This is a genomic window from Portibacter lacus (genome assembly GCF_021533215.1).
Lineage (GTDB): Bacteria > Bacteroidota > Bacteroidia > Chitinophagales > Saprospiraceae > Portibacter > Portibacter lacus.
Window position 1 is genome coordinate 394,399 of record NZ_JAJNKA010000003.1, and the last position, 24,840, is coordinate 419,238.

A 24,840-nucleotide genomic window follows, 5' to 3' on the forward strand; every position below is an offset into this window, starting at 1 on the left:
AAATTCCTATCTTACAATTCCAATATCTCCAGAAATAAACTCACTTCCAGGACCATTCTCATCGATGTAATCCAAATCAATAAAATAGATGTATACACCTGCAGATAAAGTCTCCGTATTCAATTTCCCATCCCAAGAATCATTGATATTCAAACTTGAAAAAACCCTATTCCCCCACCGATCAAAAATTTGAATCGAAAAGGATTCTACAATTAAATTCTCTGGTAAATGAATATCGAAAAAGTCATTATATCCATCTTCATTCGGCGAAAAGACATTTGGTATATAGATATCAAAAAATGTGCAATCTTTGAAATCTACCATAATACTATCTGTATTACTGCATTCACCATCAAAAATACTAGCAGTTATCAATCCTGGGGAAACAACTTCGAATGTTTCCTCTGTACTTCCATCCTGCCATCGAATATCGCCATTAGAAAGCGAAACTGGATCTACTATAAAAATTTCATATTCACAAACTACCGTATCCAATCCTAAGTCTATTACAGGCAAACTTAACAATTCAACAATAATCGTGTCCCGACCTGCACATCCGTCTTCTTCTACTTCTAACCAGTATTCGCCTGAAACCTCGATAGCTCTATCCATATCGTTACTTCCATCTTCCCACACAAAATCAACATTGGGATCTGGCACACTTAGAAAAACATCTTCTGAAATACAGCTTCGGATATCATTCCCTATATCCACAATTGGCGAAGGTAGCAAGCTCACTTGAATAGAGTCTTTATTAATGCATCCATTGTTTTCAGCTTCTACGATGTATTTACCTGAAGTATTAATTTCATATTCATTAGATGTACTTCCATCATTCCACAAATAAGTATTCGCCGAAGAAAGCGAAATCGTCAAAGTGGCGCTTTCACATATCGCGGTATCACTTTCCATATCTATCTCAGGAATTGCAAGCGCTCTTAATATAATGGAATCTCGAAATACACATCCCTCCATTTCCAAATCTAACCAGAGAGAGTCTCCAGTTGCCGAAGCATAGTCATCTCCTACACTTCCATCCTTCCAAGTATAAGATTCGCCTGTGATTAATGGAACAACAATTACAACTTCTCCTTCGCAAAAAGCCCTATCCTCAGGAAGGAACGGCCCTGGATCTTCGATAATTTCCACAACAGTAGAATCCTCAGTTATACAGCCTAATGCTTCTATTGCTACTTTATATTTTCCTGCTTCCGTAACTTCGATCATTGATGTCGTACTTCCATCTTCCCATAAATAAGTCGCCTCATCAAGTGCTACAGCAGCATCAAGTTGGACGAATCCATCACTGCAAATATTTACTTGATCAGGAAGATCAGCTTCGTACAACTGCGCATCTGTAATCACTACCGTATCACGTAATATACAATTAGACTCGAATTGAACTTCTACAAAATATGTCCCAGCTGTCGTAGTTATAAAAACACTATCTGTAGACCCATCACTCCATAAATACTCCTCATTTGGGCTGTAGCTAAAAGCTGTTAATTCGACTGGTTCACCTTCACATATCGTTCTATCCGTTCCTAGAAATCCTGTGTCAATAAAGTCAGGAGCATCTTGAAAAATCCAACCAATATTTGTATTTCCAACATTCACACTCCTTGCTCCTGCATTAAATTCAGCTCCTCCCACACCGGTAATATCCTTCATCTGGACAAAATCCATCACAATTTCAGCGGTCGGAGGCATAGAGATCGTAGCGTTTATTGCATTAATCGATGACCTTAATTCTATCGGAGTACAATTATTTCCTCTTAATTGCAGATATTCAGAAACAAAAACTTCTCTATCACTATCTAATTCATAGATCTTTCCAGCCACACCGATAATAGTATCGGATGTTAAGTTTCCAATGATTCTTCCATTTCCATTAAAAGTTATACTCCTTGCACCAATTGTACTTGTATAATCAGTTGCCTGCCAATTATATCGAGATCCTAGATTTCCAGTTCCTTCTGTATTAGAAAACGTAACTTTATTTAATTCAATAGCCGACCTTGAAAAAGCACCTGCTGATTCTCCCGTAAAAATTAACTCCGACGTTCCCGCATCCAACATCAAATTATTACCTCTATCGTAAAAGCCATAATCACCTGTATCATAAAGTGTAATTTTACTATCTCTCAGCTCAAGGCTTTTTTCATTATCATTCTGAAACTGCATATAATTACCCACAACATTGACATCATCAAAAATCACATGTCCAGCGTCATGTTCATAATGGTTAAATTCATGATCATCTCTGAAAGTATAGATGCCTTCAGACCTAAATCTAACATTATTCATATTTTGACCTCCTGTAATGACATCTTCTGCATTAGCACCTATGAAAATGAACTCATCTATATTATTTCTAAACGTTTGATCAAATTCTAAAGACCCATTGACCATTAAAAAATTAAGATCAATCCTAGGATCTCCAAAAAGATTCAAACTGTATATATTGCTACAAAAAGCCGTTTGAGAAGGTGTTCCGGTTACATTTTGATTGTCTAATGAAAAAGATAATTCATCAAAAACCACTGTATCTAAGGCGGTTGGAATACACTCTCCTCCAGGGCCGCCACTCGTTAATGACCAATGAGCTGTTTCCTGCCAGATGCCTTCATCACCTACCCAATACAACCTCCTGCCAGACAATTCCGTAAAAACTACATTAAGATTATTACCACCGTCTATAGATGAGTTACTTGTCAAATTATTAGATAGAACTTCAAGATCTCTTATATACATTCTTTCAAGTAAATGTGGCTGGGTAAGCTCAATACTTGCTAAATTCGCGGAAGCACTCCCAAACAGTTGGGTCAATCCCGCAGCACAACTTCCTTGTGTCCTTAGATCATCAATTGACTGTTTCCTCCCAAAACCTGAGTCAAAAGAATAAGCAAAACCATCCGCCAGCTCTACAATACCAAATTCATTCGAGCCTAGCATATTTCCTCTCCCAGTAAAGGTTAAGTGGTTAACATGAATAGTTGCTCTTTCTTCCGGAGTAGCACCGTTTATACTATACACACTCCCAATCAGCGCATTAAATACTAATTCATTATATGAAGGGATATAATTACTTCCTGTACCTTCGTGGTTGAAAACACCGTTATCATTGAAAGTGATATTAGATAGATCTGCAGAAACAGTATAATTTTCAAGGTTTACCCTCCATTCCGGCCCTTGATTCGCAGACTGTCTCAGAATGATGTTGCTGTTTTCAATAATTAACATTCTTTCTAAGGTAGAATTAGCATTAAATCGAGTTACGGTAACTTGGTTTCCGTTCGTATTAAGCGTACCGGAACGGAAGTACAAAATTCGATAGACCTCCACATCATCCAGAAAAGTCCAATCTGCACCTATCCCACTAAATGTAATAGATTCATTAAATATATTCCCATTCATTCGAATAGTATTCCCTACCTCTGGAGATTCGAAATTATAAAATCCCATGATGTCATGCTCCATACCGACAGCTAGTTCGAGAGAACCCGTTACAATCATTGTTTGCAATGCCTCACCAGTAAACTCTGGATTTCCAACTACTCCATTCCATATCATATCATGGATAAATGTTCCATCATTATTCAAACTGACGCTTTGATTAGGTCCCGTAAATGAATTCACATCGAAAAAGGCATTATCCTTTCCTGATGGAACACATCCTGAAGGTGGTCCTCCACTAGTAAAAGACCAATGCATCGGATCATCCCATGAACCGCTGCCCCCTATCCAATAAAAATCGACCGGGGTAGAGTTTGTAAAAATCCATCCCGTATTATTTCCTAAGTCTACACCATTATTCGCATTTAGCGTAGCGCCACCTTCACCATGAATATCTCTTAGTGTAATATAATTTAGGTCAATACTTCCCGATGCAATGGTAAATACAGATTCGAAACCTGGATTATCTGAAATAAGGACAACACCTTCCACACAATCTCCCATCGCTGTGATGCTTCCAAATTTATAATTCCTTTCTGCTCCGAAGCGATATCTCCCACCAGCTCCGAAAGTTATATTCTCAGCATGTATGGTTCCTTCTATCAATCCACTGGACGCGAAACTAATATTTCTCAAAATTAATGGTTCTGTGTGCCAATTCGAAGTCATGTAAACGGAACCGGTAGTTGCAGTAAAAAGCACATCATTCAGAGCAACTGAATTTCCTCCCGTATGATGAAAGGTGGCATTTTCCGCAGTGAGTTGAATCGTAGAACCTGATGCTTCCATATTTAAGTTAGAATTGTCCATAATAAAACTAACTGAGCCGTCACCGTTATATCCATATTCATCAAGATATGCACCACTGATTATGATCTCAGAATTACTAAAATCAATGGATTTAGCACCAGTTGTATTAATATGTAGAAATCTACAGTTGATAGGCATGCCATTAAAATTGACATTTCCCCTACTAATTTCCAATAACGAATCTACATTGGTCATGGAGAAAATATTCCAATTACTCTCTCCAGCAAAAGTCACGACACCTGGAATCGTGAGACCACTAAAGTCTATATCCTTATCTTCTACTACACCAGTAAATATTAATTCTCCTTCAAAATCCAGTTGCATCCCAGGGCTAAAGCTTAGATTTCCGAATACATTAATAGTTACTGATCGAGGACCTGCAAGTGTCGGATTATTCGTAACTCCAGACCAATCCATATTTTTGCAAAAAATGATATTATTAACGAAAGTAATCGTCTGATTAGGCCCAGTAAATGAATTAGCATCAAAGATGACGTTGTCTTCGGATGTAGGTGCTGTGGGATAGGTTACGGTTCCACCAGAAACTGCCGCCCAATGTGAAATATCAGACCAGTTTCCACTTCCACCTACCCAGTAATAATCCAAAGCAGAACTTTGCATATAGCAAGTAAGAAGAAGTATAGTTATTAATACTCTCACAAAATCAATTATTAGGTTAGAAATGAATAAATCACTTCATAACAAAGATATGCTCTTCTGTATTTCTATGCTGTCTCCATCAGCACTTTAACAGCTATTATAGAAATGTAAATGTTAAATAGTAAGCGATGACTACCTATTAGCCCATTTCCAAGAGGTCTCCATAATATCCTCAATATTTTTCTCTGGATTCCATCCTAATTCTTCTCTAGCTTTGCTATAGTCTGCATAAATTGCAATAACATCACCAGGTCGAGGAGGGCCAATTTCGTAGTTAAGTTTCTGACCACTTACTTTTTCGAAAGCATGAATTGCTTCTAATACGGTAACGCCTTGGCCTATTCCTAGATTAAACACATCTAACGCTTTAGCTTTAGGCGACGTTTCTAAAAATTGAAGTGCTTTGGTATGTGCATCTGCAAGGTCCATCACATGGATAAAGTCCCGAATACATGATCCATCTCTGGTATCATATTGATCTCCGAATACAACGGTCTTATCTCTCAGACCAAGTGCTGTTTCTGTGATTACTGGCACTAAATTTAATGCAACTTTCTTAGGATCTTCTCCGAGTTTATTAGATATGTGCGCTCCAGCTGGATTAAAATATCTAAGATTAATCGCCTTTACATCTGTTGGTCTGAACGAATCTTCTATGATCATTTCACTGATCTGCTTTGTTCTACCATATGGAGATTCTGCTTCTCTGATCGGTGATTTCTCAGTACATGGTAAGTGTTCTACATTCCCATAAACCGTGCAGGAGGATGAGAAAATAAAATGTTTCACATTAGAATTCACACAACAGTCCACTAGGCTAATTAAACCATTTATATTATTTCTAAAATACAAAACTGGTTGCTCAACTGACTCTCCTACTGCTTTCAACGCAGCAAAATGAATAACACCTGTGATATCAGGATTTTCGGCAAAGACGGTCTTCAGCGCTTCATCATCACAAAGATCTACCTCATAATTTTTGATTTCCACACCAGTTATAGATTTGATATTATCAATAACACCCTCTTTCGAGTTAATTAAATTATCAACTGAAATGATATCATAACCATGTTCTATTAAATCTACGACCGTATGTGAACCGATATATCCACATCCACCAGTAACCAAAATTTTACCCATTGCTTTAAATTTTTACCTTTGCGAGTGACAAATTTAAAAATAAGATATGAACTGGGACGATAATTTAGAAAAACTACAAGAAATAGCCATTAATGCTGGCCATGCTATTCTGAAGATTTATGAGAGTGACGATTTCGGAGTGGAAGTAAAAGGTGATGACTCCCCGTTAACAAAGGCTGATCAAGCAGCCAACACCATTATATGTGATGGTCTCGTTACGTTGTTTCCTGAGATCCCAATTATTTCAGAAGAGAATAAGGAAGTACCATATGAAGTTCGAAAAGACTACGACTATTTCTGGTTAGTCGATCCATTAGATGGTACTAAAGAATTTATAAAGAGAAATGGAGAGTTTACGGTTAATATTGCATTAATTAAGAAGGATAAAGTGGTCGGAGGTATTGTTTATACGCCTGTTACAGATGATCTATACTATGCTTTCAGCAATAAAGGCGCATTCCACAAAAAAGGAACCGAAATTCTGGAACTGAAGGCGAATGCGTTCAAAATGGATGATCCGAATCTAGGTGTAGTCTGTTCTAGATCTCACTTAAATGAAGGCACTCAGAAATTTATTGACCAATTAAATCAGCCTAACTTAGTATCAAAAGGAAGTTCACTGAAGTTTTTAATATTAGCATCTGGAGGTGCTGAATTATATCCCCGAATTGCGCCAACGATGGAATGGGACACCGCAGCTGCACAAATCATTTTAGAAGAAGCCGGCGGAAGTGTCGTAAATGAAGAAACAGGCAAGGGATTAACTTATAATAAAGAAGTCTTACGAAATCCCTATTTTGTTGCCTATGCTCGACTCGAAAAATAATATTTCAGTTGTTATTATAACTGGCAATGAGGAATCTCAAATTACAGATTGCCTTAATTCCTGCCTTCAGGTCTCGCAAGATTTAGTTGTTGTGGATAGTCTGAGCGATGATGGAACCTTGCTTCGAGCAGAAGCCGCGGGTGCTCGAGTATTTTCTAAAAAATGGGAAGGCTATGGTAAAGCCAAAAATTTCGGTGCCGAGAAAGCAAAGCATGATTGGATCTTATCCATAGACGCAGATGAACGATTAGATCCACAAATGGTCGGTTCCATTCTAAACCAGGAACTCGACAAGCAAGTTTTATATGGATTTAGGCGATTAAATTATATCGGAACCACAGCTATCAAATATGGCGAATGGAATCCAGATATTAAATTCCGATTCTATCATAGAGCAACAGCAAAATGGAACCATGCTAAAGTTCATGAACAACTCATAGGCGCACCCTGTCATACTAAAAGTGTCCTGCCAGGTTATATTAATCATTATTCCTATCGAGATATCCAAGAACTAACACTAAAACTGGACCACTACGCTCGATTAGGTGCCATTAAAATGGCAGAGGGAAACGAAAGCCCGAATCTTTTTTCATTTTTAAAACCTTCATTTCGATTTATAAAATCGTACTACTTAAAAGGTGGATTTCTCGATGGAAAACTTGGCTATCAAATCGCCAAGGAAAATGCAAGAGCTTCTAAGAAAAAATTGAATTATCTTAAAGAATCATTAAAAAATGATTGAAGCGATCAAAAATTAAAATTTCTTAAGTTAAGGGGACGTTTAAGTTTTTAATGTCTATTTATTATATGAAAACTATACTTTACTTATTTCTAATCACGCTCATTTCTTTCGGTTGCACATCTTCCAAAGATACGGCTCAGAAAAGATCTCCAAAACCTAAGGTTCAGAAGATAGATAAAATGGATTTCCACCACAATGAGAAAACGACCTTAACTCAGGTAGTCGATCATGCTATTGCAGGAAATAAATTAGTTTTTGTGGATATCTACACAGACTGGTGTACACCATGCAAGTTAATGGACCAGGATGTTTTCTCCGATGATGAGATGACAAAGTATATGAAGGCTAATTTTGTCAATTATAAAGTAGATGGCGAAAAGCACAATGGCCCTAATCTGGGCGTAATGTATGGTGTTGCGGGTTTTCCTACACTTCTTATTCTTGACCAAAAAGGACGAGTACTAGAAAGACATGATGGCGCATTATACCAATCTGGCTTAAGGGATATGGCTGCAAGAGCATTATCTAAGGCAAGTCTATAAGAACTGATATTCATAGCAGCCAACATCTGGCGTCAATGCGTCTCTCATATTTCCTTCTATATCTTCTTGAATTCCTAGAATAGGAATGGCTCGATTTTCTAATTGAGATAATGTATCCAAATGAAAATCTGATTCATCTAAGTCTGCAAAAAGATTTTCACCTAAAGAAATGGTAAAACAACCTGGACAACTATCGAAGAAATTAGGGTAGTTGTTATTGTTCAGCAAGGAATCAATGGTTAGAGCACAATTCTCCATTGCGAAGTTCATCGTACCAGGAACTTCTCCAAAAGTACCATCTACAAGCGCAAGTTCATCTGTTCCATTTCCACTGATAACTGTATTTCTAACTTTTAAATTGACTGGATTAACTAAGATAGGACCACAAAAGACCTCTTCAGTGCATCTGAAATTATCTACATACAAGGCTGCATTCATATCTCCATACCCGGCAATCGTAGAATAATCTATGTTGATATTCCCTCCATATTTCAATAGCACCGTTTCCGTCTGTGCACTATGAAAAAGCGAATTCTTAATATTAAGCTCATTCACATGAAAGGAAACAAGCGCTCTTGAGGCATGATTGTATATCTGTACGCCATCTAGATTAGCATTGGCAAAGGAATCAATCGATAAGCCAGTGATTCCATCTTTTATAATCGTATGCTTGAAATCATTTCCTCTACTTTCTGGAAAAATCTGAATACCAGTCCATTGAGCTTGGTCTTCTCGATAATACTCTTCTAATCGATCACCTTGGATAATAACTGGTTGTTCTGGACTTCCTTTCGTAACTAAGCTACCATCCTTTAGAACAATAATTCTTCCATCATTATAAGAAGCAAAATCTTCTGTAAATGCAATTCCTCCGTGAACGTAAACTTTACAATCGGCCGGTAGTTCTAGTGTGCAACTATCGATTAAAAGGATTCCATAGATTACATAAGGTTTCGGGTCATCCCATATTTCAGTTCCTAGGTCACATGAAAGCAATGCGAACTTTCCTTTAGCAGTGTTATTTGGTATATAATTAGCATTCTGTCCCCAAGCTTCTAGCACAACCACTTGTTTGCTGCCATTAACCTCGATATTCACCTTTTCATCTATAATAAAAGGACTTACCGAAAGATCCATGTCTGGATCAATGGTAACTTCAGCAAAAACATAGATACTGTCCTTTGCTGGAATCTCGATATTTTCCACATCTAACCCACCTACACCATTCACATTTAGCCTAAAAAAACTACTAGATCCTTTTTCTAAGGAAACCCTAGAAAGATTTAAAACATCATTATAAGGATTGCGGATTTTGAAACTTCGTGTTGCGGATCCTACTGTAGTAAAAACAGTATCGAACCTCAGTGTATCCTTAGAAAACGTTACCATCGCATCATCTTTGTCATAGTAGCTTTCCTGATATCTACAAGAACCTAGAACAAAAAGCATTGCTGCTAAAGTACCTATTACATAAACACTGATTTCCTTCATGACGCAAAACTAAAAATTAAATCTGAAAAGCAATTACACTTTAATAAACGTAGAAACATCGTTTGTCTTATGTGGAACAAAAAAATAACTAATTAATACCGTACCTTTGCACTTCAATTTCAAAATATTGAGTAGTAAACAACTTATTGATGTTATTATTCCTGCTTACAATGAGGAGGAGTCAATCGGTCGCGTGATCAACGATATCCCTAAAGATTTAGTAAGAGATATTATTGTTTGTGAAAATAACTGTACAGATAGTACTGCTCAAGTTGCATTAGCTGCTGGTGCAATCGTAGTTTCCCAACCGATCAAAGGTTATGGTAACGCCTGTTTAAAAGGGATGGAATACATTGCTAACAATCCTATCAAACCAGACATTGTTGTTTTTCTAGATGGTGACTATTCTGATCATCCAGAACAAATGCCCGACTTAGTAAGACCGATTATCGAAGATGATTTAGATTTCGTTATTGCATCAAGAGCAATGGGAAATTTAGAAAAAGGCGCGATGATGCCACAACAGGTTTTCGGAAATTGGCTTGCTACAACTTTAATAAAACTCTTCTACAAAGTAACCTTCACTGATCTCGGTCCATTTAGAGCGATAAAGTATGGAAAGTTATTAGAAATTGAAATGGAAGATAAGACCTTCGGATGGACTGTGGAAATGCAAGTCAAGGCTGCTAAGCATCGGTTTAAGTTTGTAGAGATCCCTGCAATCTATAGAAAGAGAATAGGTGTATCAAAAGTTTCGGGAACAGTCAAAGGAACCATATTAGCTGGCCATAAAATTTTATGGACAATATTTAAACTATTATAATTAGAATGATCATTTTAGGCTACATCGTGCTAGTAATCTACTGTCTTGCATTAATTTATATATTAGCTTTCTGTTTAATGCAATTTCATCTTTTGTTTCTTTATCAGAAACACTTGAAAGGTGGTAACGAGATTGAATCCTCTGAAATTTCAGAAGAAAACTGGCCATTTGTCACTATTCAGCTGCCTATTTATAATGAAATGTATGTTGTTCAGCGCTTAGTGGACAATATCACAAAATTTGACTACCCGAAAGACAAATTTGAAATTCATATTCTGGATGATTCAGATGATGAAACGGTTGCAATTGCTGAAGCTAAAGTTGCAGAGTACAAAGCGAAAGGATTCAACATAGAACGAATAACAAGAGAAAAGAGAACAGGATATAAAGCCGGTGCACTTAAAGCAGGAATGAGCTCTGCGAAAGGTGAGTTTATCGCTATTTTCGATGCAGACTTCTTACCTAATCCTGACTTTCTAAAAAATACAATTCCATACTTCGAGGATGAGAAAATAGGTGTTGTGCAGACCAGGTGGGAACACATAAATCAAGATTATTCGCTAATCACAAGGCTTCAGGCTTTCCAACTGAACGTTCACTTTACCATAGAACAAGTAGGTCGTGAAACTGCGGATTATATGCTCCAGTTCAATGGGACCGCTGGTGTGTGGCGAAGAGAGACGATCGAAAGTGCTGGAGGTTGGGAAGCAGATACATTGACAGAAGATTTAGACTTGAGCTATAGAGCTCAGCTGAAAGGATGGAAAATTCATTATCTAGAAGAAGTGGGTTCTCCCGCGGAGTTGCCAGCAGAAATGAACGGTTTGAAATCTCAGCAATTCAGATGGATGAAAGGTGGTGCAGAAACAGCGAAAAAGATGCTTCCTTCCGTGTGGAGATCTGATCTGCCATTCAAGAAGAAGCTTCATGCAAGTGTCCATTTATTAAGCAGTTCTGTATTTCTCTGTGTATTTATTATAGGCGTATTTAGCGTGCCCGTGTTATTCTTATTAGAACCTCTTGGTTTTAATGCGAAGTATTTCGCTGTCTTCTTACTGAGTATGCTTTCTATCGTTGGTGTATACTTCGTTGCGAATGTTCGAACGACATGGAAGGGCGAAAATTACTTTAAGATATTCTTTAAGTTTCTTTTCATTTTCCCTGTGTTTCTTGCTTTATCTATGGGACTATCGCTTCATAATTCCATTGCTATAATTCAAGGGTATATTGGTAAAAAATCACCATTTGTTCGAACTCCAAAATTTGACATCAAGAGTATAAAGGATAAGTTGAACAAGGAAAAGTACATGGCTACCAAGATTCCGTTCACCACAATTATGGAAGGCTTATTAAGTTTGTACTTTATCTATGCAATCTATGCAGGTATACAAATGAATAATAAATCCTTTATCTTGCTTCACGCATTACTTGCACTTGGATATGGTGCAATATGCTTTTATTCTGTGAAGCATTTAAAATTAAAGTGAAATATTTAATAGCCTTATTATTTATCATTTCTATTCTCTTTCTTGGATTCGTTCCACAGCAAAGTGATTTTGCATTAATTGTTTCTGGATTTGCTCTTGCTTTCGGATCTTACTTTCTTTTGATTCGCAAGACAGATTTCAATACGCGTGACTTACTAATTTTTGCTGTTGCTCTTAAGATTGTGATGATTTTCGCTTTTCCGAATCTGAGCGACGATATCTATCGATTTATCTGGGATGGGAAGCTTTTGCATCTAGGGGAAAGTCCATTTACTTATTTGCCATCTGCATATATAGAAACTGCTACAGATCCTAGTTTCACAACGCTGTTTCCATTATTAAACTCACCCGATTATTACAGCATATATCCACCATTTGCTCAGGTAATCTTCTATATTTCTACCTTTCCAGGGCTTAATTCTTCAGTTATCATTAAGCTGTTATTATTGGCCGCAGAGTTATTCACCATCTTTTTTAGCATCAAATTGTTAGATGAGATGAAGCGACCGAGACGTAATGTATTATGGTATGCGCTTAATCCGTTGATCATTATAGAGATCATGGTAAATATTCATTTCGAGGGATTCATGGTTTGTTTTTTTGTGATGTCTCTTTATTTCCTTAAGGTCAATAAATTAAACAAGGCAGCAATAATGATTTCGCTTTCTATATCTGCGAAGCTAGTTCCTTTGCTTTTTCTTCCTTATTTTTTAGGTCAATGGGTATTCAAGAAGTCAAGCATTTTCTATATCAAGAATGGAGCTATTTTGCTTTTATTATTTCTACCGCTATTACTCCAATTAGGAGGTTTTGGTGATAGTTTAGATTTGTATTTCCGAAAATTTGAATTCAATGCGAGTATCTACTATGTTTTAAGAGCGTTAGGGACTTTATGGAAAGGTTATAACATGATTGGGATGATCGGTCCTTCTATGGCCCTAGCAGTATTCTCCATTGTAATGCTCCTAGCTTTCAGAACAAAAGATTTTGTGCAATTTTGTATGCTATCGCTCTTAACTTTTCTATTACTAAGCACAACAATACATCCGTGGTACTTAGCATTGGGTATCCTATTAAGCGTTTTCTCTGATCGAAAATATTGGATCGTCTGGTCCTTTCTAATTGTATTGAGTTATTCGAAATATGGAGCAAATGAAGCAGCATATTATTGCTTTGTTGCAATTGAATACATTACGCTCATCACTTTCATACTCTTTGAAATATACACGACTCGAAAATCGCTTCCGGCTTCCATCTGATTATCATAAAACATTTAGTTTGGTTTAGACAATCAAATATCTATTCGTGTACACTCATCCGGGAATTTGCAAGGTTTAATCCTACAGCCCCATTGAATTCGAATCTAAGAATTGCTAAATGTTAGTCATCGAATAGCCAAGCCAGTAATCTTGAGACTTAAGCTATTCTCATGCACAACTTGTGATATAAAAAAAGTGGTCAAGGGACTACAAAAGTAGACCGCATAATTAGCAACTACGACCTTGTTCTGCGCTTTTGCTGTTCTGAGGAGGCAAAGGAGCGCATCGAATGATAGAACTTATAAAACAAAAAAGCGTCACTCAGAAATCTGAATGACGCTTTTATATTTTTATTGCTCTTTTAAATTACACTTACTATTAGTATTCCCAAAGATCGTGTTCGAAATTGAATAGATCGTTTTTAATCTTTTCACTTTCCAGAAGAATATCAATTCCTCTTTCATCACTTTCTTCAAAGTAATCTTGAAGTCTTAAGTCAAGAACATTAGATTGCTTGTAGATATAACTAGCGAAGATTCTTGCTTCGAATAAATCGTACCAAGTCATCGGCGCACTATCATTAGAATCGTTGAATACTTGGAACTTAGATAAAGACTCTCTTATTTGTGGGTAGTAAACCCAGAATAAAGGAGCTTCATACTTGAACATTCCAGTTTCTTCATCATACTCTTCTTTAATCGGAGCGATTCCTAAGATTCTAACTCTTAATCTTGAAGTTTCTTCATCAAAGAACCAAAGTTCCTTAACTCTGTACCTTTTAATATCTTCCCAGTTGATCTCCTCTGTTGTAATTTTAATCTGCTCCTCGTAAGTTTCAGGATCAAAAACAACTGAAGTATCTACTCTATTAAGAATTTGAATTAACTCATCACTTTCGATGATTTCTGTAAAACGATCATCTCTGAAAACGTTAATATCACCATCATTTGCTAATTCTTGAATAATAGAAAAGAAAGACTTTTCTGGGTAACGAAATACTAGATTTCTTTTTTCTCTTGTATCAATGATTCTCCAGATTCTTTTTTCCCAAGCAATATCAGCTTCTCTGATCGGCTCATAAGGAAGAACTCTGTTTTCTACCATTAGTCGTTTTTCAACAACTCCATCAAGGAATACTTCACTTGCTGGTTCACTTGACTCTGTAATAATTTCCTCTGCACGTTGTGCTTGAGAAACGTTCACAGATCCCACAACCAATAGAAGTAGTAAGATAGAATTTAATAATTTAAGAGCAATTTTCATCTTTTTCAAATTTGGATTATAAAGTGGATGTTCTTATTAGAGTAAGAACATCCAAAATCTATATTTTATTTTATATTAAACACCATTGTATTCAACTCTCTAGGAGCTGGATCACCAGGACATGTACATTTTACATTCTCGAAGTAGTAAGTATCACCAGGCTTAGCCTTAGCAATTATACTTGCTGTCTGTCCACTGTACTTAGTTCCAGGATTAACTGCGAATTCAGGATCTTGTCTTTTCGCAACTCTAACCACTCTGTAACCTTTAATAGTACATCGTGCATCAAAATCGAAATTTTGAAGATCAGCAAAAACACCTTGTTGAGCCTTGAACTCACCTGCTCCCATAGAACCACCTGCTTGCTTACTTAGCTTAGCAATCGGATCAGGAATTCTTTTCACTCTAAAATCTTTAGAAGCATTAAGTCCTGGAGCAGTTACATTGATTTTTGCGAATTCTCCTTTTTTAGTTGGAGAACTTACATTCACTGTATATGTTCCGTCGCCATTCTTCTTGATTTTAGCTCCACCTGCTCCACCAGCACTAACTTTGATTTGTCCAGAAGCAACACCTGCAGCTGAAACTTCAACTGGGTTATCAACTCCGATGTAAAAAACATTCATTTTAGCAGCCGAAACAGAAACTGATCTTTCACCTACTTCATATTCGAAAGTTTTTCTAAATGTCTGAACTTCATCAGTAACTGGATTCTTGATACTTGCAACAGCGTCAAACTTCTTGATTCCTACAGAACTTGCAGTTTGTTCGAAAGTTGCAATTCCTTCAGAGTTAACAGGTAAAGATCTACCATCTACACTAATACTAATTCCTGTTTTAGAATCGGCACCAGCGAAAGCTGATAAAAATACATCTGTTTTAAATTTCTCTCCTTTAATCACGTATGATTTTTCAGGAGCAGAAACTACTGTGAATTTATCAAGTACTACATCAGTAGTCGTTCCTACTTTACCAGCAAGGTAATTTAAGAATGAAGATTCCGTAGACTTCACATCATTTTGAAATTTTCTAAAGATAGGAAGAGTTGCTTGAAGCGGCATATGATCAAAATTCATATGAGACCAAGAAGCTTTTCCTTTGTCTTGCCAAGTTTTATCATCGATATTAACAGCTATATTTTGTTCAAAAGTAGCTCTATCAGTAGAATCAACTAACAATAAAATTTCATTTTTGTAATCAAGCAATGCTTGCTTTAATTTTGCTCCATTTCCTTCTTCTACAAGATATCTAGTTGTGATATCCATATTTTTCTTACCCATAAGATCATCTGTCTGAGCGCCTGTTTCTTCATCCATTACCCACCCTTTAGTGGCTTCAACCATGTCGTCCATGATTTTCTGGATATCAGCATTCATTTGAGTAGACAGCTGTCTTGCTGGATCTATACGCTCAGCATAAGTTGCTAAGGATTCTTTCTTTTTAGCACCATCTATGATCGCTGGTATGATGGCAGCATTAGATTGCTCTAGAGCAGTATTCGACTTAATTAAACCTTTATCTACAATTTTAAATGCGTTAAAGATCTCAGCGGATACATTTAGAGCCAACATTGCCGTCAGTACCAGATACATGATGTTAATCATCAACTGGCGCGGTTCCTTTGGTATTGACATTTTATAATATTTTTTTTGTTAGCGAATGGTGTGAATTACGATCTTGCAGCTGGTGCACTAAAAGCACTTAATACATTACCGTAAACTGAATTCAAAGAAGTTAAATTTCTGTTCAATGAAACCATTTGCTCTTTATACATTTTCGTATCTTCCACTGTATCATTAAGGGTTGCCATTGCTTCATTCATTCTTGAATAGAAGTTGTGCATAGATTTAAGTTGCTCTGAAGTTTCAGAAAAATCTACTTCTTGAAGAGATTTAAGAGCACCTAAACTTTTAGACATAGATTGTAATTCATCAAGCATTCCGCCTAATTTGTTATCTACTGATTCTCCATCTAGAGGTTTGAAAGATTCTACAGAACTTCCACCGCCTGCTGCAAGAGGAGATAAATTTGCGTTATAATTGTCTAATCCTGGGTATAATTTTTCCCAATAGTAATCTTTCTCAGGGCCAATAATTCCAAGAAAAGCGAATAAAATTGCTTCAGTTACTAGACCTACGGTAATCATAGTTCCACCCCAAGGCTCACTATTAATTTTTCCTAATGCACCCATCATTACTGCTGCTGCACCTAAACCGATTATAAGGTTTTTAAAATACTTGAAACCCTTTGATTTTAAGAAACTCATTTTTATAAAATTTAAAAGTTAGTTGAATAAATAATGTTAATAAATGATCAATAATATATTGACTTTGAGCTTTGTACCGATAAACGGTACTAATAATGAGTTGGCATTTTTTATACTCAACAAAGCGCTACAGCTGAACGAAACGCCCTGTTATATTAGTATGTTTTTATTTGAAATCATTGATAGAACGTCCTAGGTACGTAAGCGCACATCTAAAACCTATGTATGATTTAGTAGTATCTTGAAATTCCCAATGTCTTGTTCCAGTCTGGATGAAATATGAAATATCTTTCCATGATCCACCTCTAAGAACTTTTCTTTTTAAAACATCTGGGTCGTCTTCTTTAGCATCGTACTTCATGTCTGGGTTCAAATCATGTACAAAGCTATAAGCGTTTGGCTCGTATGCAGTTTCTGTCCATTCAGCAACGTTTCCAGCCATACAGAATAATCCATAATCGTTAGGAAAGTAAGCATCAGCAGGAACTGTTGTCATTCCACCATCTTCTGGATAGTTTCCTCTTCCTGGTTTGAAGTTTGCTAATAAACAACCTTTCGCGTTTCTTACATAAGGTCCACCCCATGGGTATGGTGAAAGGTCTTTACCACCTCTAGCAGCGTATTCCCACTCACTTTCAGTTGGTAATCTGTATGCTTCAGTATTTACACCGCTATCATTATACTTATTGTATAATTCTGATCTCCAGTGACAAAATGCTTTAGCCATTTTCCAGTTCACACCTACTACAGGATAATCATCAAATGCCGGGTGCCAGAAATAATTTCTTGCAAATGGCTCATTGTATGAATATGTGAAATCTCGAATCCATGCTAAAGTATCAGGATATATATTTACTTCATCTCTGTTGATAAGAGAAGCTCTATTAATATTTTCTCTGCTTGCAGCTTTCTGCCAATCAACCCACTCGTAAGCATAATTCATCTGACGAGTATCTAATTCTCTTTTACCACCAAAAGCCATATCGCCTTGGAAGTACATTTCATCTAATGTTTCATCGGTCCAATCTATCTCATAGTCCCAATCTAATTTTTCATTTCCATAATCATCTTCTGTGAAATCACCTAAGATTGTATGTGCGATAGAATCTTTTACCCAGTGAACGAATTGTCTGTATTCGTTATTAGTAATTTCTGTATCATCCATAAAAAATCCGGAAATAGAGATGGCTTTTGGCCTTTGTGTGTATGTTGAAAACACATCTTGATCACTTTGTCCTATGTGAAGGGTTCCCGATGGTATGTAAACCATACCGTAAGGGTTAATGCCGCTCCAAGAGGGTCTGTCAAGTACACCTGTTAATTCACCGTAATTGCTGCTTCCACATGAAGACATAATTAAGACAACTGAGGCGAATAAAACTAGAGAATTTACAATCTTTTTCATTTTTCAAACTTAGTTTCTACTGCAAGTTTATGGACCGTCTTAAAGGTCCGAAATACAATCTTTTAATTAACTACCTAATTAGTAGACGCTTTTTAAAGTAAAAGCCACTAACCTAACGGCATAAAATTTTCTTTATTATTGATTTTAACTTTTTTTAAAAAAAAGTGGAGGAGAATTTTAGAGATACCTGGGATTATAAATAATCTTTGGTGGTAATCCTGCTCCGATCAATTTATTCAGGTTATAGTTTAATAAAATTTCATGCGTTCCATCGTGACTGGACCTTAATGACGAAAGCCCGATATCATAAGCATATGATAGGGTGTAATGTTCATTAAATTGCCATCCGGCCATGATTATTAATGCATCCAATGATCTTGAATTATAACCTCGTAATCCTAGACCTCCAAAAACATTGCCAGATAATTTCGCCATTGCCGCCACGTCGATTTGAGTTTGGACCATATCGGACCGAACAAGAAGGGAGGGTGCAATCACAATATTATCGGTAATATCAATATTGGATTCTGCATAAAAATTTATATAAGGTACCAGTTCTACCTTTGTATCACTGATAGTAATATTCGTTTTGGGGAATCTTGAAATTGATGCTCCTACTTCAAATAAATTCCCAATAAAATAGACACCCACTCCATAGAGCACCCCTACACCACTTTCATTTAATTCAGAAAGGATCGGATCTTCATGTGAAATGGTTGTTCCTTCATAGATGCCTTGTGGAGTTTTTAACAAAGAACCATTCAATGTACTTTGTATAATTCCAGTTTTAATTCCGCCGGAAAACAAACCTATGGAAGTTTCTAATACATAGTTATAGGACACCGTCCCCAAAGTATTATTAAAATAACCTATTTGCTCGTTCGCGACATTAACACCAATTGCTCCATTTAAATAGTACAAGGGTAGATGCGCATTTACATTTTGAGTTCGTGGTTGAGTAGGTAATTCATTCCACTGAGAACGATATATACCTGTAATATTGAGTGAGTAATCGAACCCTGCATATGCGGGATTCATTTGGTATTTATTTAACATGAATTGGCTAAACTGCATAGGCTGCTGGGCGGCAGCAACAGTTGAAAAAAATAAAAAAATAATGAGAAATCTACTCATATATTCTAATTCAGGTTTAAATAGCCAATATACTCTTTAACGCTTAGTTGCATTAAAAGTTATTATGATTTATAAAAATGAGGATTTTTTATTGATTTATAAAACTTTTAATTTTAAATATTCCCAATCTTATTAGAATTTCAAGCTAGACTTCAGGCTTTTCTGCCAGTTTATCTCTACAATAATTTCCTAATAATATGTTCTACATGTAGACTCTAACATTGACCATTATAAAAAAAATCACTTCTTAAATCTCAAGAATCAAACCATCCCATGCTGGAAAAACGCCTTCCGGTAAATCTTGCTCCCATTCTGCAACAGGGCCAAGATCATGTGAAAAATGGGTCAAATAGGTTTTTTCCGCTCCTATTTTCTTTGCCATATCTAAAGCTTCACTTAAGGTCAAGTGAGAATGATGCGGCCCTCTTCTCAGCGCATTAAGTACCAACACTTTCAGCCCCTTCAACTTTGTAAATTCTTCCTCAGGAATAGTCTTCACATCTGTTAAATAACAAAAATCCTCTATTCTATACCCAAGAATAGGTAACGTCCCGTGGTGTAATCTAACTGGCTGAATATTGACTCCTCCAATCTTAAATACTTCAGAATCGTTAATTGTTGTCAATAAAAATTGTGGAATTCCTGGATAAGGATGTGGAATAAATGCGTACTGAAACCGAGCCTTCACTTCATCAAGCACACGTTGCTCTCCAAAGATCGGCATATCTTGCTTTTGAAAAAAATTAAACGGTCTCAAATCATCAGCTCCTATCATGTGGTCATTGTGCTCATGTGTTAGCACTACCGCATCAAGCCTACTAACCTTTTCCCTAAGCATTTGTTGTCTGAAATCAGGTCCTATATCTATACATATGTTCATGCCATTCACCTCCACAAAAGCAGAAGTCCTTAATCGCTTATCTTTCGGGTTTTCTGAAACACAAGCCGAACATGTACATGCAATAACAGGAATACCTTGTGATGTCCCTGTGCCAAGAAAGGTTATTTTCATTTTTGTTTTTCAAATATTCCTTCACCAATATTTAGCTGCGGAATGATTTCCTGAAGTGCGTTAATTCTTCCTTCAGTATCAAAGAATTTATTGACCACAATAATGTTTGACTTATTGACAATACAATACCCAGACTTAAATTGCCCCTTTTCGTAAATTAACTTAAAATCGTGATCAGCAAGATACTGTTCCATTTTTTTAAGATTATTCTTAGTATATTTTATCATAATTAAGCTTATCTCTTAATTTTGTGGCTCATGAATATTGCAAAAATAATATTTTTAAGTTTATCCTTATCTACTTTTGCTTCTGGACAGTCCTTTTTTAAAGGAAGCGTTGTCTTCGGAGCTAATGCGTCTCAAATAGATGGCGACTTATTAGCAGGTTATCATAAAATCGGATTGACAGGTGGAGTAAAAGTTGAATTTCCTGTAAGCTCTGTTTTGGACTTAGGAATTGAGTTTTTATATAGCCAGCGTGGTTCCAGATCACAAATCATCAGGAATCAATTCTCGCCAGTCTCTAAAATCAATATTAACTATATAGAACTGCCTTTAATTCTGAAATGGAGTGACTGGTGGATAGAAGATGAAGCGTATTACAAGTTCAATATTCATGGTGGAATTTCAAATGGTTACTTAATTTCCTCTGATTTTGAAGATAGTCCCGTATCTTCGAACGGGAAAATAAATAGTTACGATATTGGATTTCTATTAGGCACAGGTTTCGCATTTACTAAAAACTGGACCCTGACCTTGAGATATAATAGATCTATTAATACTTTATATACTATCGATACTGCAACAACAGGAACAGTTAAAGGACTTATCGGTTACTTTATTACCTTAAGGGCAGAATATTCATTTTAAATCTACTTGATGAAAAAATTTATTGCATTACTTCTATTTGTTTCTTTCCTTGCTTGCAAAGAGAACAAAACGCAAGTTGTAGCTGAAAATGCACCTAGCCAGCCAGCAACGACGACGGCAAATATTCCGCCAGCTATTCCCTCAGACATCCTAATTAATCTGTATGAAAATTGTGATTTTATAGATTTTATCTTTCCGAATCTTCCATTCAGTATTTCACAAGAAGACAAAGCCTCTATCCAGCAGACACTGAGACACATTAATAATGTTCAGCCTACTGAATTTGATCCGCAGTGTCCATATTTTGCTCAGCAAATCTTCCAAGAAAACGGTGAGATCGTTCTGGATGCTAAAATATTCTTCCAGAAAGGCTGTACTTATTATCTGTTTTATGAAGATGGAGTCGTGAAGTATAGTGGTAGTTTCACCAATGAAGGTATTTTATTTTACAACAATATTTTACAAGAAGCAGAGAAGATCAGAGCGAATGGATAAATACGCGGCATTGGACTTAGGTACCAATACCTTTCACCTTCTGATTGCTTCTTTTAATAGCGACAATCAGCTTATAGAGCACTTTCGAAAACGCGAATATATTCATCTCGCCCAAGACGGAATAGAAGAAATTGGACAAGAACCTTATGATAAGGCGATTGCATGTATTAAGGATTTCACAGAAATTCTATCGTTTTATGATATAAAAGAAGTCGCTTGCTCAGGGACTGCAGCATTAAGAACTGCGAAAAATGGACCAGATCTCGTTCATGCTATTAAGGAAATTTCTGGAATAAAAGTCAATGTTATAGACGGAATTACCGAAGCAAAGTATATCTACGAAGGAGTTTCTTTAGCTATTCCTGAAACGAAGGAAGGAAATCACCTTATCATGGATATCGGTGGTGGTAGTGTTGAATTCATTGTTATCAAAAATGGACATTTCTACTGGAGTAATAGTTACCCAATAGGCATTGCTGTTCTGAAACGTCACTTTCACAAAACCGAACCAATCAGTCGTGATGAAATCATGCTAATCAACCAATATATTAGGGATGAAATAGGGAAACTACTCTATATCTGCCGCAGGATTAATTTCACGAGCTTAATAGGCGCTTCAGGTTCTTTCGAAGTATTATCAGAAATGGTGCATTCCGATAAAAACAAACTTTATGTAGACATCAGCATCGATCATTTCACTGATTTTTATGAAGAGGTTATTCACCAAAATCTAGAAGAACGTCTCGCAAGACCAGATATCCCTGCTGACAGAGCTGCACTTATTATTGTTGCTTTCCAACTTATCCAATTTATCCTTTCTCATACAAAATGTGATCATATCACGGTGAGCAAATATGCGATGAAGGAAGGTATGCTTGGATCGCTACGGAACTTGGAGGAATAAGTAACCTGAAAATATCAAAAAATAAGTTGAAATTCTAGCACTTCGGGCTCCATAAAATAGCTCTTTTTCGCTTTGCAATCAAGCAAATTTCAAATATTTTAAGCTAATCTAAAAATTTGTTTTGATTAATCTCAAAAATGAATTAACTTCACACTATGGAATTACTTTTAGATGCACTAAGTTCAGGATGGGCCATAAGAGCAATGATTGCTTCTTCGATGGTCGGTGTGATGTGTGGTGTCATAGGTTGTTTTATTGTATTAAGGAATATGTCACTGATAGGTGATGCTTTAGCTCATGCAATATTGCCTGGAATATTCATCTCTTTCATTCTAGTGGGCTATAGTACTATTGGCTTTTTCTTAGGCTCAGTGGTTGCTGGATTATTTACAGCATTTGGTATCACATGGATACAGCATAATGTGAAGACTAAAAATGATGCTGCCATAGGAATTGTATTTACAACTATGTTCGCAATAGGCGTTATGGGTATTTCCTATATTAGCCAAGGAGAAGGGGTTCACCTAGATTTGTCTGATTTCTTATTTGGAACAACGTTGAGTATTTCTCCAGAGGATATTTACATCACAGGAACTGTTCTTGTTTTCGTATTAGCAAGTGTAATTATTTTTTACAGATATCTATTCATCACCACATTTCAGGAGACGATTGCCCAGACCATGGGGATATCTGTTAAAATGATCCATTACTTTCTTATGCTACTGTTATCATTTGCAGTAGTATCTGCGTTAAGGAGTGTGGGTGTCATTTTGGTTGTAGCCATGCTAATTACTCCAGCTTCTACAGCACTACTTCTTTCTAATAAGTTAAAAACGGTCATATTTATTTCTGCCATCATAGGATTAATTTCTGCGAATTTAGGTCTTATATTTTCCATATTATTTAACACCACACCTGGCCCCGCGATGACGGTTGTGGTTACTGGATTCTATATTTTAGCAGTTATCTTTTCTCCTAAGAAAGGATTAGCGGTAAAGTATATTCGTCAATGGAAACAGAAGAAAAAAATAGAACAAGAAGACATCCTACGTCAAGCTATTAAATCTAAAGATGAAACTGGAACTGCTTTTAGTTTTTTCAGCAAGAAACTTGATTTCAGTATAGATAAGGTTAAAAAAATTAGCCAGTCCTTGGTTAAGGACGGGCTTGCTACCATAAAAGACCAGAATTTAATCCTCAATGCTAAAGGCAGATCTATGGCAGAAGACTTGGTTCGTGCACACAGACTTTGGGAAACATACTTAGTTGACAAAGTAGGATTAACGGAAGGACAGATTCACGATGATGCCGATGAGATGGAACACCACTTAAGCCCAGAATTTTTAGATGAAGTAGATCATTTATTAGGCTACCCAGCAACAGATCCACATGGAAGTCCTATTCCGCAGAAATACAAAAGACCGCTGCTATCATTGCTTGATTTGAAACCTAAAAGCAAAGCTAAAATTGCAAAAAGTCAGATTAGCGATGCGGTGGAAAGCGAATTATGGGAACTTGGCATTCTTCCAAACCAGAGTTTCACATTGACCAAAATAGAAGCTGAGAATGTTGAAATCCAATTCAAGTCTAAAAAGCAACTGATTTCAGCAAACCTTGCTCAATTAATAAGTGTAGAACGATAAGATATACTAGCTCTATATAGTTTTATTAGATTCAACTGACCTGAAAAATATAAACCCTTCATTCCTAAAATTTAAAACATTATCTTTGTACAAAGAATTATATTATGGCATCTAAAAGAAACCTACAGGTAGCGGAGATCATCAAGAGGAACATGGGAATGGTATTTTTTGAAGAAGGATCATACATTTATAATGATGCATTAGTTACCGTGACCAATGTTAAGTTAACGCCTGATATGGGCCAGTCTAATATTTACTTGTCCGTTTATAACACGGAGGATAAAAATGCAGTGCTCGAATTGGTTCAGCAACATACTCACAGATTACGGCAGCAACTAGCTCACCGCATCAAGCGACATGTTCGAAGAATTCCTACAGTTCACTTTTACATTGATGAAACACTAGATGAGATGTATAGGCTAAATGCACTTTTTGATGGGCTCAAAAATGAAGAGGAGTAGGAGTTAGTCGTGGAAAATCATGGAATATGAAGTCTAATTAACCTAAACGAAATTCAAAAGGAAATTCGTTATTTTTGTATTAAAGAATTAAACAGAAATCACGATCCTTACAGTTTTTGATACAAGACAAGATCCTAAAAAAGTTGGGCGAC

General features: G+C 36.4%; 21 protein-coding genes. 11 read left to right on the forward strand and 10 right to left on the reverse strand.

The genetic code is table 11. The annotated features are described in order from the left end of the window. Positions 1-6: 6 nt before the first annotated feature. Complete coding sequence (locus tag L2586_RS24640; RefSeq protein WP_235292046.1) at positions 7-4,926, reverse strand: gliding motility-associated C-terminal domain-containing protein; 4,920 nt, start codon at positions 4,924-4,926, stop codon at positions 7-9. A 132-nt stretch (positions 4,927-5,058) separates the two neighbouring features. Next, positions 5,059-6,066 (reverse strand): UDP-glucose 4-epimerase GalE, encoded by a 1,008-nt coding sequence (galE, locus tag L2586_RS06795; protein ID WP_235292047.1) that lies wholly within the window; start codon positions 6,064-6,066, stop codon positions 5,059-5,061. Between the two features lie 46 nt (positions 6,067-6,112). Between galE and cysQ the strand changes: the two genes are divergently transcribed. The 3 genes from cysQ (at position 6,113) to L2586_RS06810 (ending at position 8,176) form a co-directional block, all read left to right on the forward strand. After that, the gene (gene cysQ, locus L2586_RS06800; RefSeq protein WP_235292048.1) at positions 6,113-6,892 is read left to right on the forward strand and encodes a 3'(2'),5'-bisphosphate nucleotidase CysQ; all 780 of its coding nucleotides are present in this window, start codon (positions 6,113-6,115) and stop codon (positions 6,890-6,892) included. After that, the gene (locus L2586_RS06805) at positions 6,873-7,634 is read left to right on the forward strand and encodes a glycosyltransferase family 2 protein (RefSeq protein WP_235292049.1); all 762 of its coding nucleotides are present in this window, start codon (positions 6,873-6,875) and stop codon (positions 7,632-7,634) included. Before cysQ ends, L2586_RS06805 begins: the two co-directional genes overlap by 20 nt. A gap of 65 nt (positions 7,635-7,699) precedes the next feature. Continuing rightward, positions 7,700-8,176, forward strand: a complete 477-nt coding sequence (locus L2586_RS06810; RefSeq protein WP_235292050.1) for a thioredoxin family protein — start codon at positions 7,700-7,702, stop codon at positions 8,174-8,176. On the opposite strand, the gene L2586_RS06815 is transcribed toward L2586_RS06810, so the two are convergent. Then, entirely contained in the window at positions 8,171-9,667 is a 1,497-nt protein-coding gene (locus L2586_RS06815; protein WP_235292051.1) for a hypothetical protein, read from the reverse strand. The genes L2586_RS06810 and L2586_RS06815 overlap by 6 nt on opposite strands. A 127-nt stretch (positions 9,668-9,794) precedes the next feature. On the opposite strand from L2586_RS06815, the gene L2586_RS06820 reads away from it, so the two are divergent. The 3 genes from L2586_RS06820 (at position 9,795) to L2586_RS06830 (ending at position 13,236) form a co-directional block, all read left to right on the forward strand. Further along, positions 9,795-10,490 carry a glycosyltransferase family 2 protein gene (locus L2586_RS06820; protein WP_235292052.1) on the forward strand — a complete coding sequence of 232 codons (696 nt, stop codon included), beginning with the start codon at positions 9,795-9,797 and terminating at the stop codon, positions 10,488-10,490. 77 nt (positions 10,491-10,567) lie between these two features. Next, positions 10,568-11,977: a cellulose synthase family protein gene (locus L2586_RS06825; RefSeq protein WP_235292053.1), complete on the forward strand. Its 1,410-nt coding sequence runs from the start codon at positions 10,568-10,570 to the stop codon at positions 11,975-11,977. Next, positions 11,974-13,236, forward strand: a complete 1,263-nt coding sequence (locus L2586_RS06830) for a hypothetical protein (RefSeq protein ID WP_235292054.1) — start codon at positions 11,974-11,976, stop codon at positions 13,234-13,236. The genes L2586_RS06825 and L2586_RS06830 overlap by 4 nt, the downstream gene beginning before the upstream one ends. A gap of 378 nt (positions 13,237-13,614) precedes the next feature. On the opposite strand, the gene porN is transcribed toward L2586_RS06830, so the two are convergent. From porN to L2586_RS06865, 7 genes are all read right to left on the reverse strand, one after another. Continuing rightward, the gene (gene porN, locus L2586_RS06835; protein WP_235292055.1) at positions 13,615-14,499 is read right to left on the reverse strand and encodes a type IX secretion system ring subunit PorN/GldN; all 885 of its coding nucleotides are present in this window, start codon (positions 14,497-14,499) and stop codon (positions 13,615-13,617) included. Positions 14,500-14,564: 65 nt separating this feature from the next. After that, the gene (porM, locus tag L2586_RS06840; protein ID WP_235292056.1) at positions 14,565-16,133 is read right to left on the reverse strand and encodes a type IX secretion system motor protein PorM/GldM; all 1,569 of its coding nucleotides are present in this window, start codon (positions 16,131-16,133) and stop codon (positions 14,565-14,567) included. A 35-nt stretch (positions 16,134-16,168) separates the two neighbouring features. After that, positions 16,169-16,765, reverse strand: a complete 597-nt coding sequence (locus tag L2586_RS06845) for a GldL-related protein (RefSeq protein WP_235292057.1) — start codon at positions 16,763-16,765, stop codon at positions 16,169-16,171. A 166-nt stretch (positions 16,766-16,931) separates the two neighbouring features. Then, entirely contained in the window at positions 16,932-18,170 is a 1,239-nt protein-coding gene (porK, locus tag L2586_RS06850; RefSeq protein WP_235292058.1) for a T9SS ring complex lipoprotein PorK/GldK, read from the reverse strand. A gap of 177 nt (positions 18,171-18,347) precedes the next feature. Then, positions 18,348-19,304: a PorP/SprF family type IX secretion system membrane protein gene (locus L2586_RS06855; protein ID WP_235292060.1), complete on the reverse strand. Its 957-nt coding sequence runs from the start codon at positions 19,302-19,304 to the stop codon at positions 18,348-18,350. 247 nt (positions 19,305-19,551) lie between these two features. Continuing rightward, positions 19,552-20,316, reverse strand: a complete 765-nt coding sequence (locus tag L2586_RS06860) for an MBL fold metallo-hydrolase (RefSeq protein WP_235292062.1) — start codon at positions 20,314-20,316, stop codon at positions 19,552-19,554. After that, entirely contained in the window at positions 20,313-20,510 is a 198-nt protein-coding gene (locus tag L2586_RS06865) for a hypothetical protein (RefSeq protein WP_235292063.1), read from the reverse strand. The genes L2586_RS06860 and L2586_RS06865 overlap by 4 nt, the downstream gene beginning before the upstream one ends. 63 nt (positions 20,511-20,573) lie before the next feature. On the opposite strand from L2586_RS06865, the gene L2586_RS06870 reads away from it, so the two are divergent. The 5 genes from L2586_RS06870 (at position 20,574) to rbfA (ending at position 24,688) form a co-directional block, all read left to right on the forward strand. After that, the gene (locus L2586_RS06870) at positions 20,574-21,185 is read left to right on the forward strand and encodes a porin family protein (RefSeq protein WP_235292064.1); all 612 of its coding nucleotides are present in this window, start codon (positions 20,574-20,576) and stop codon (positions 21,183-21,185) included. Positions 21,186-21,194: 9 nt separating this feature from the next. Next, positions 21,195-21,680 (forward strand): hypothetical protein, encoded by a 486-nt coding sequence (locus L2586_RS06875; protein ID WP_235292065.1) that lies wholly within the window; start codon positions 21,195-21,197, stop codon positions 21,678-21,680. After that, entirely contained in the window at positions 21,673-22,584 is a 912-nt protein-coding gene (locus L2586_RS06880) for a Ppx/GppA phosphatase family protein (RefSeq protein WP_235292066.1), read from the forward strand. The genes L2586_RS06875 and L2586_RS06880 overlap by 8 nt, the downstream gene beginning before the upstream one ends. Before the next feature lie 155 nt (positions 22,585-22,739). After that, a complete protein-coding gene (locus L2586_RS06885) occupies positions 22,740-24,227 on the forward strand; it encodes an iron chelate uptake ABC transporter family permease subunit (protein WP_235292067.1) in 1,488 nt (495 codons plus the stop codon). 104 nt (positions 24,228-24,331) lie between these two features. Then, positions 24,332-24,688: a 30S ribosome-binding factor RbfA gene (gene rbfA / locus L2586_RS06890; RefSeq protein ID WP_235292069.1), complete on the forward strand. Its 357-nt coding sequence runs from the start codon at positions 24,332-24,334 to the stop codon at positions 24,686-24,688. Positions 24,689-24,840 lie beyond the last annotated feature (152 nt).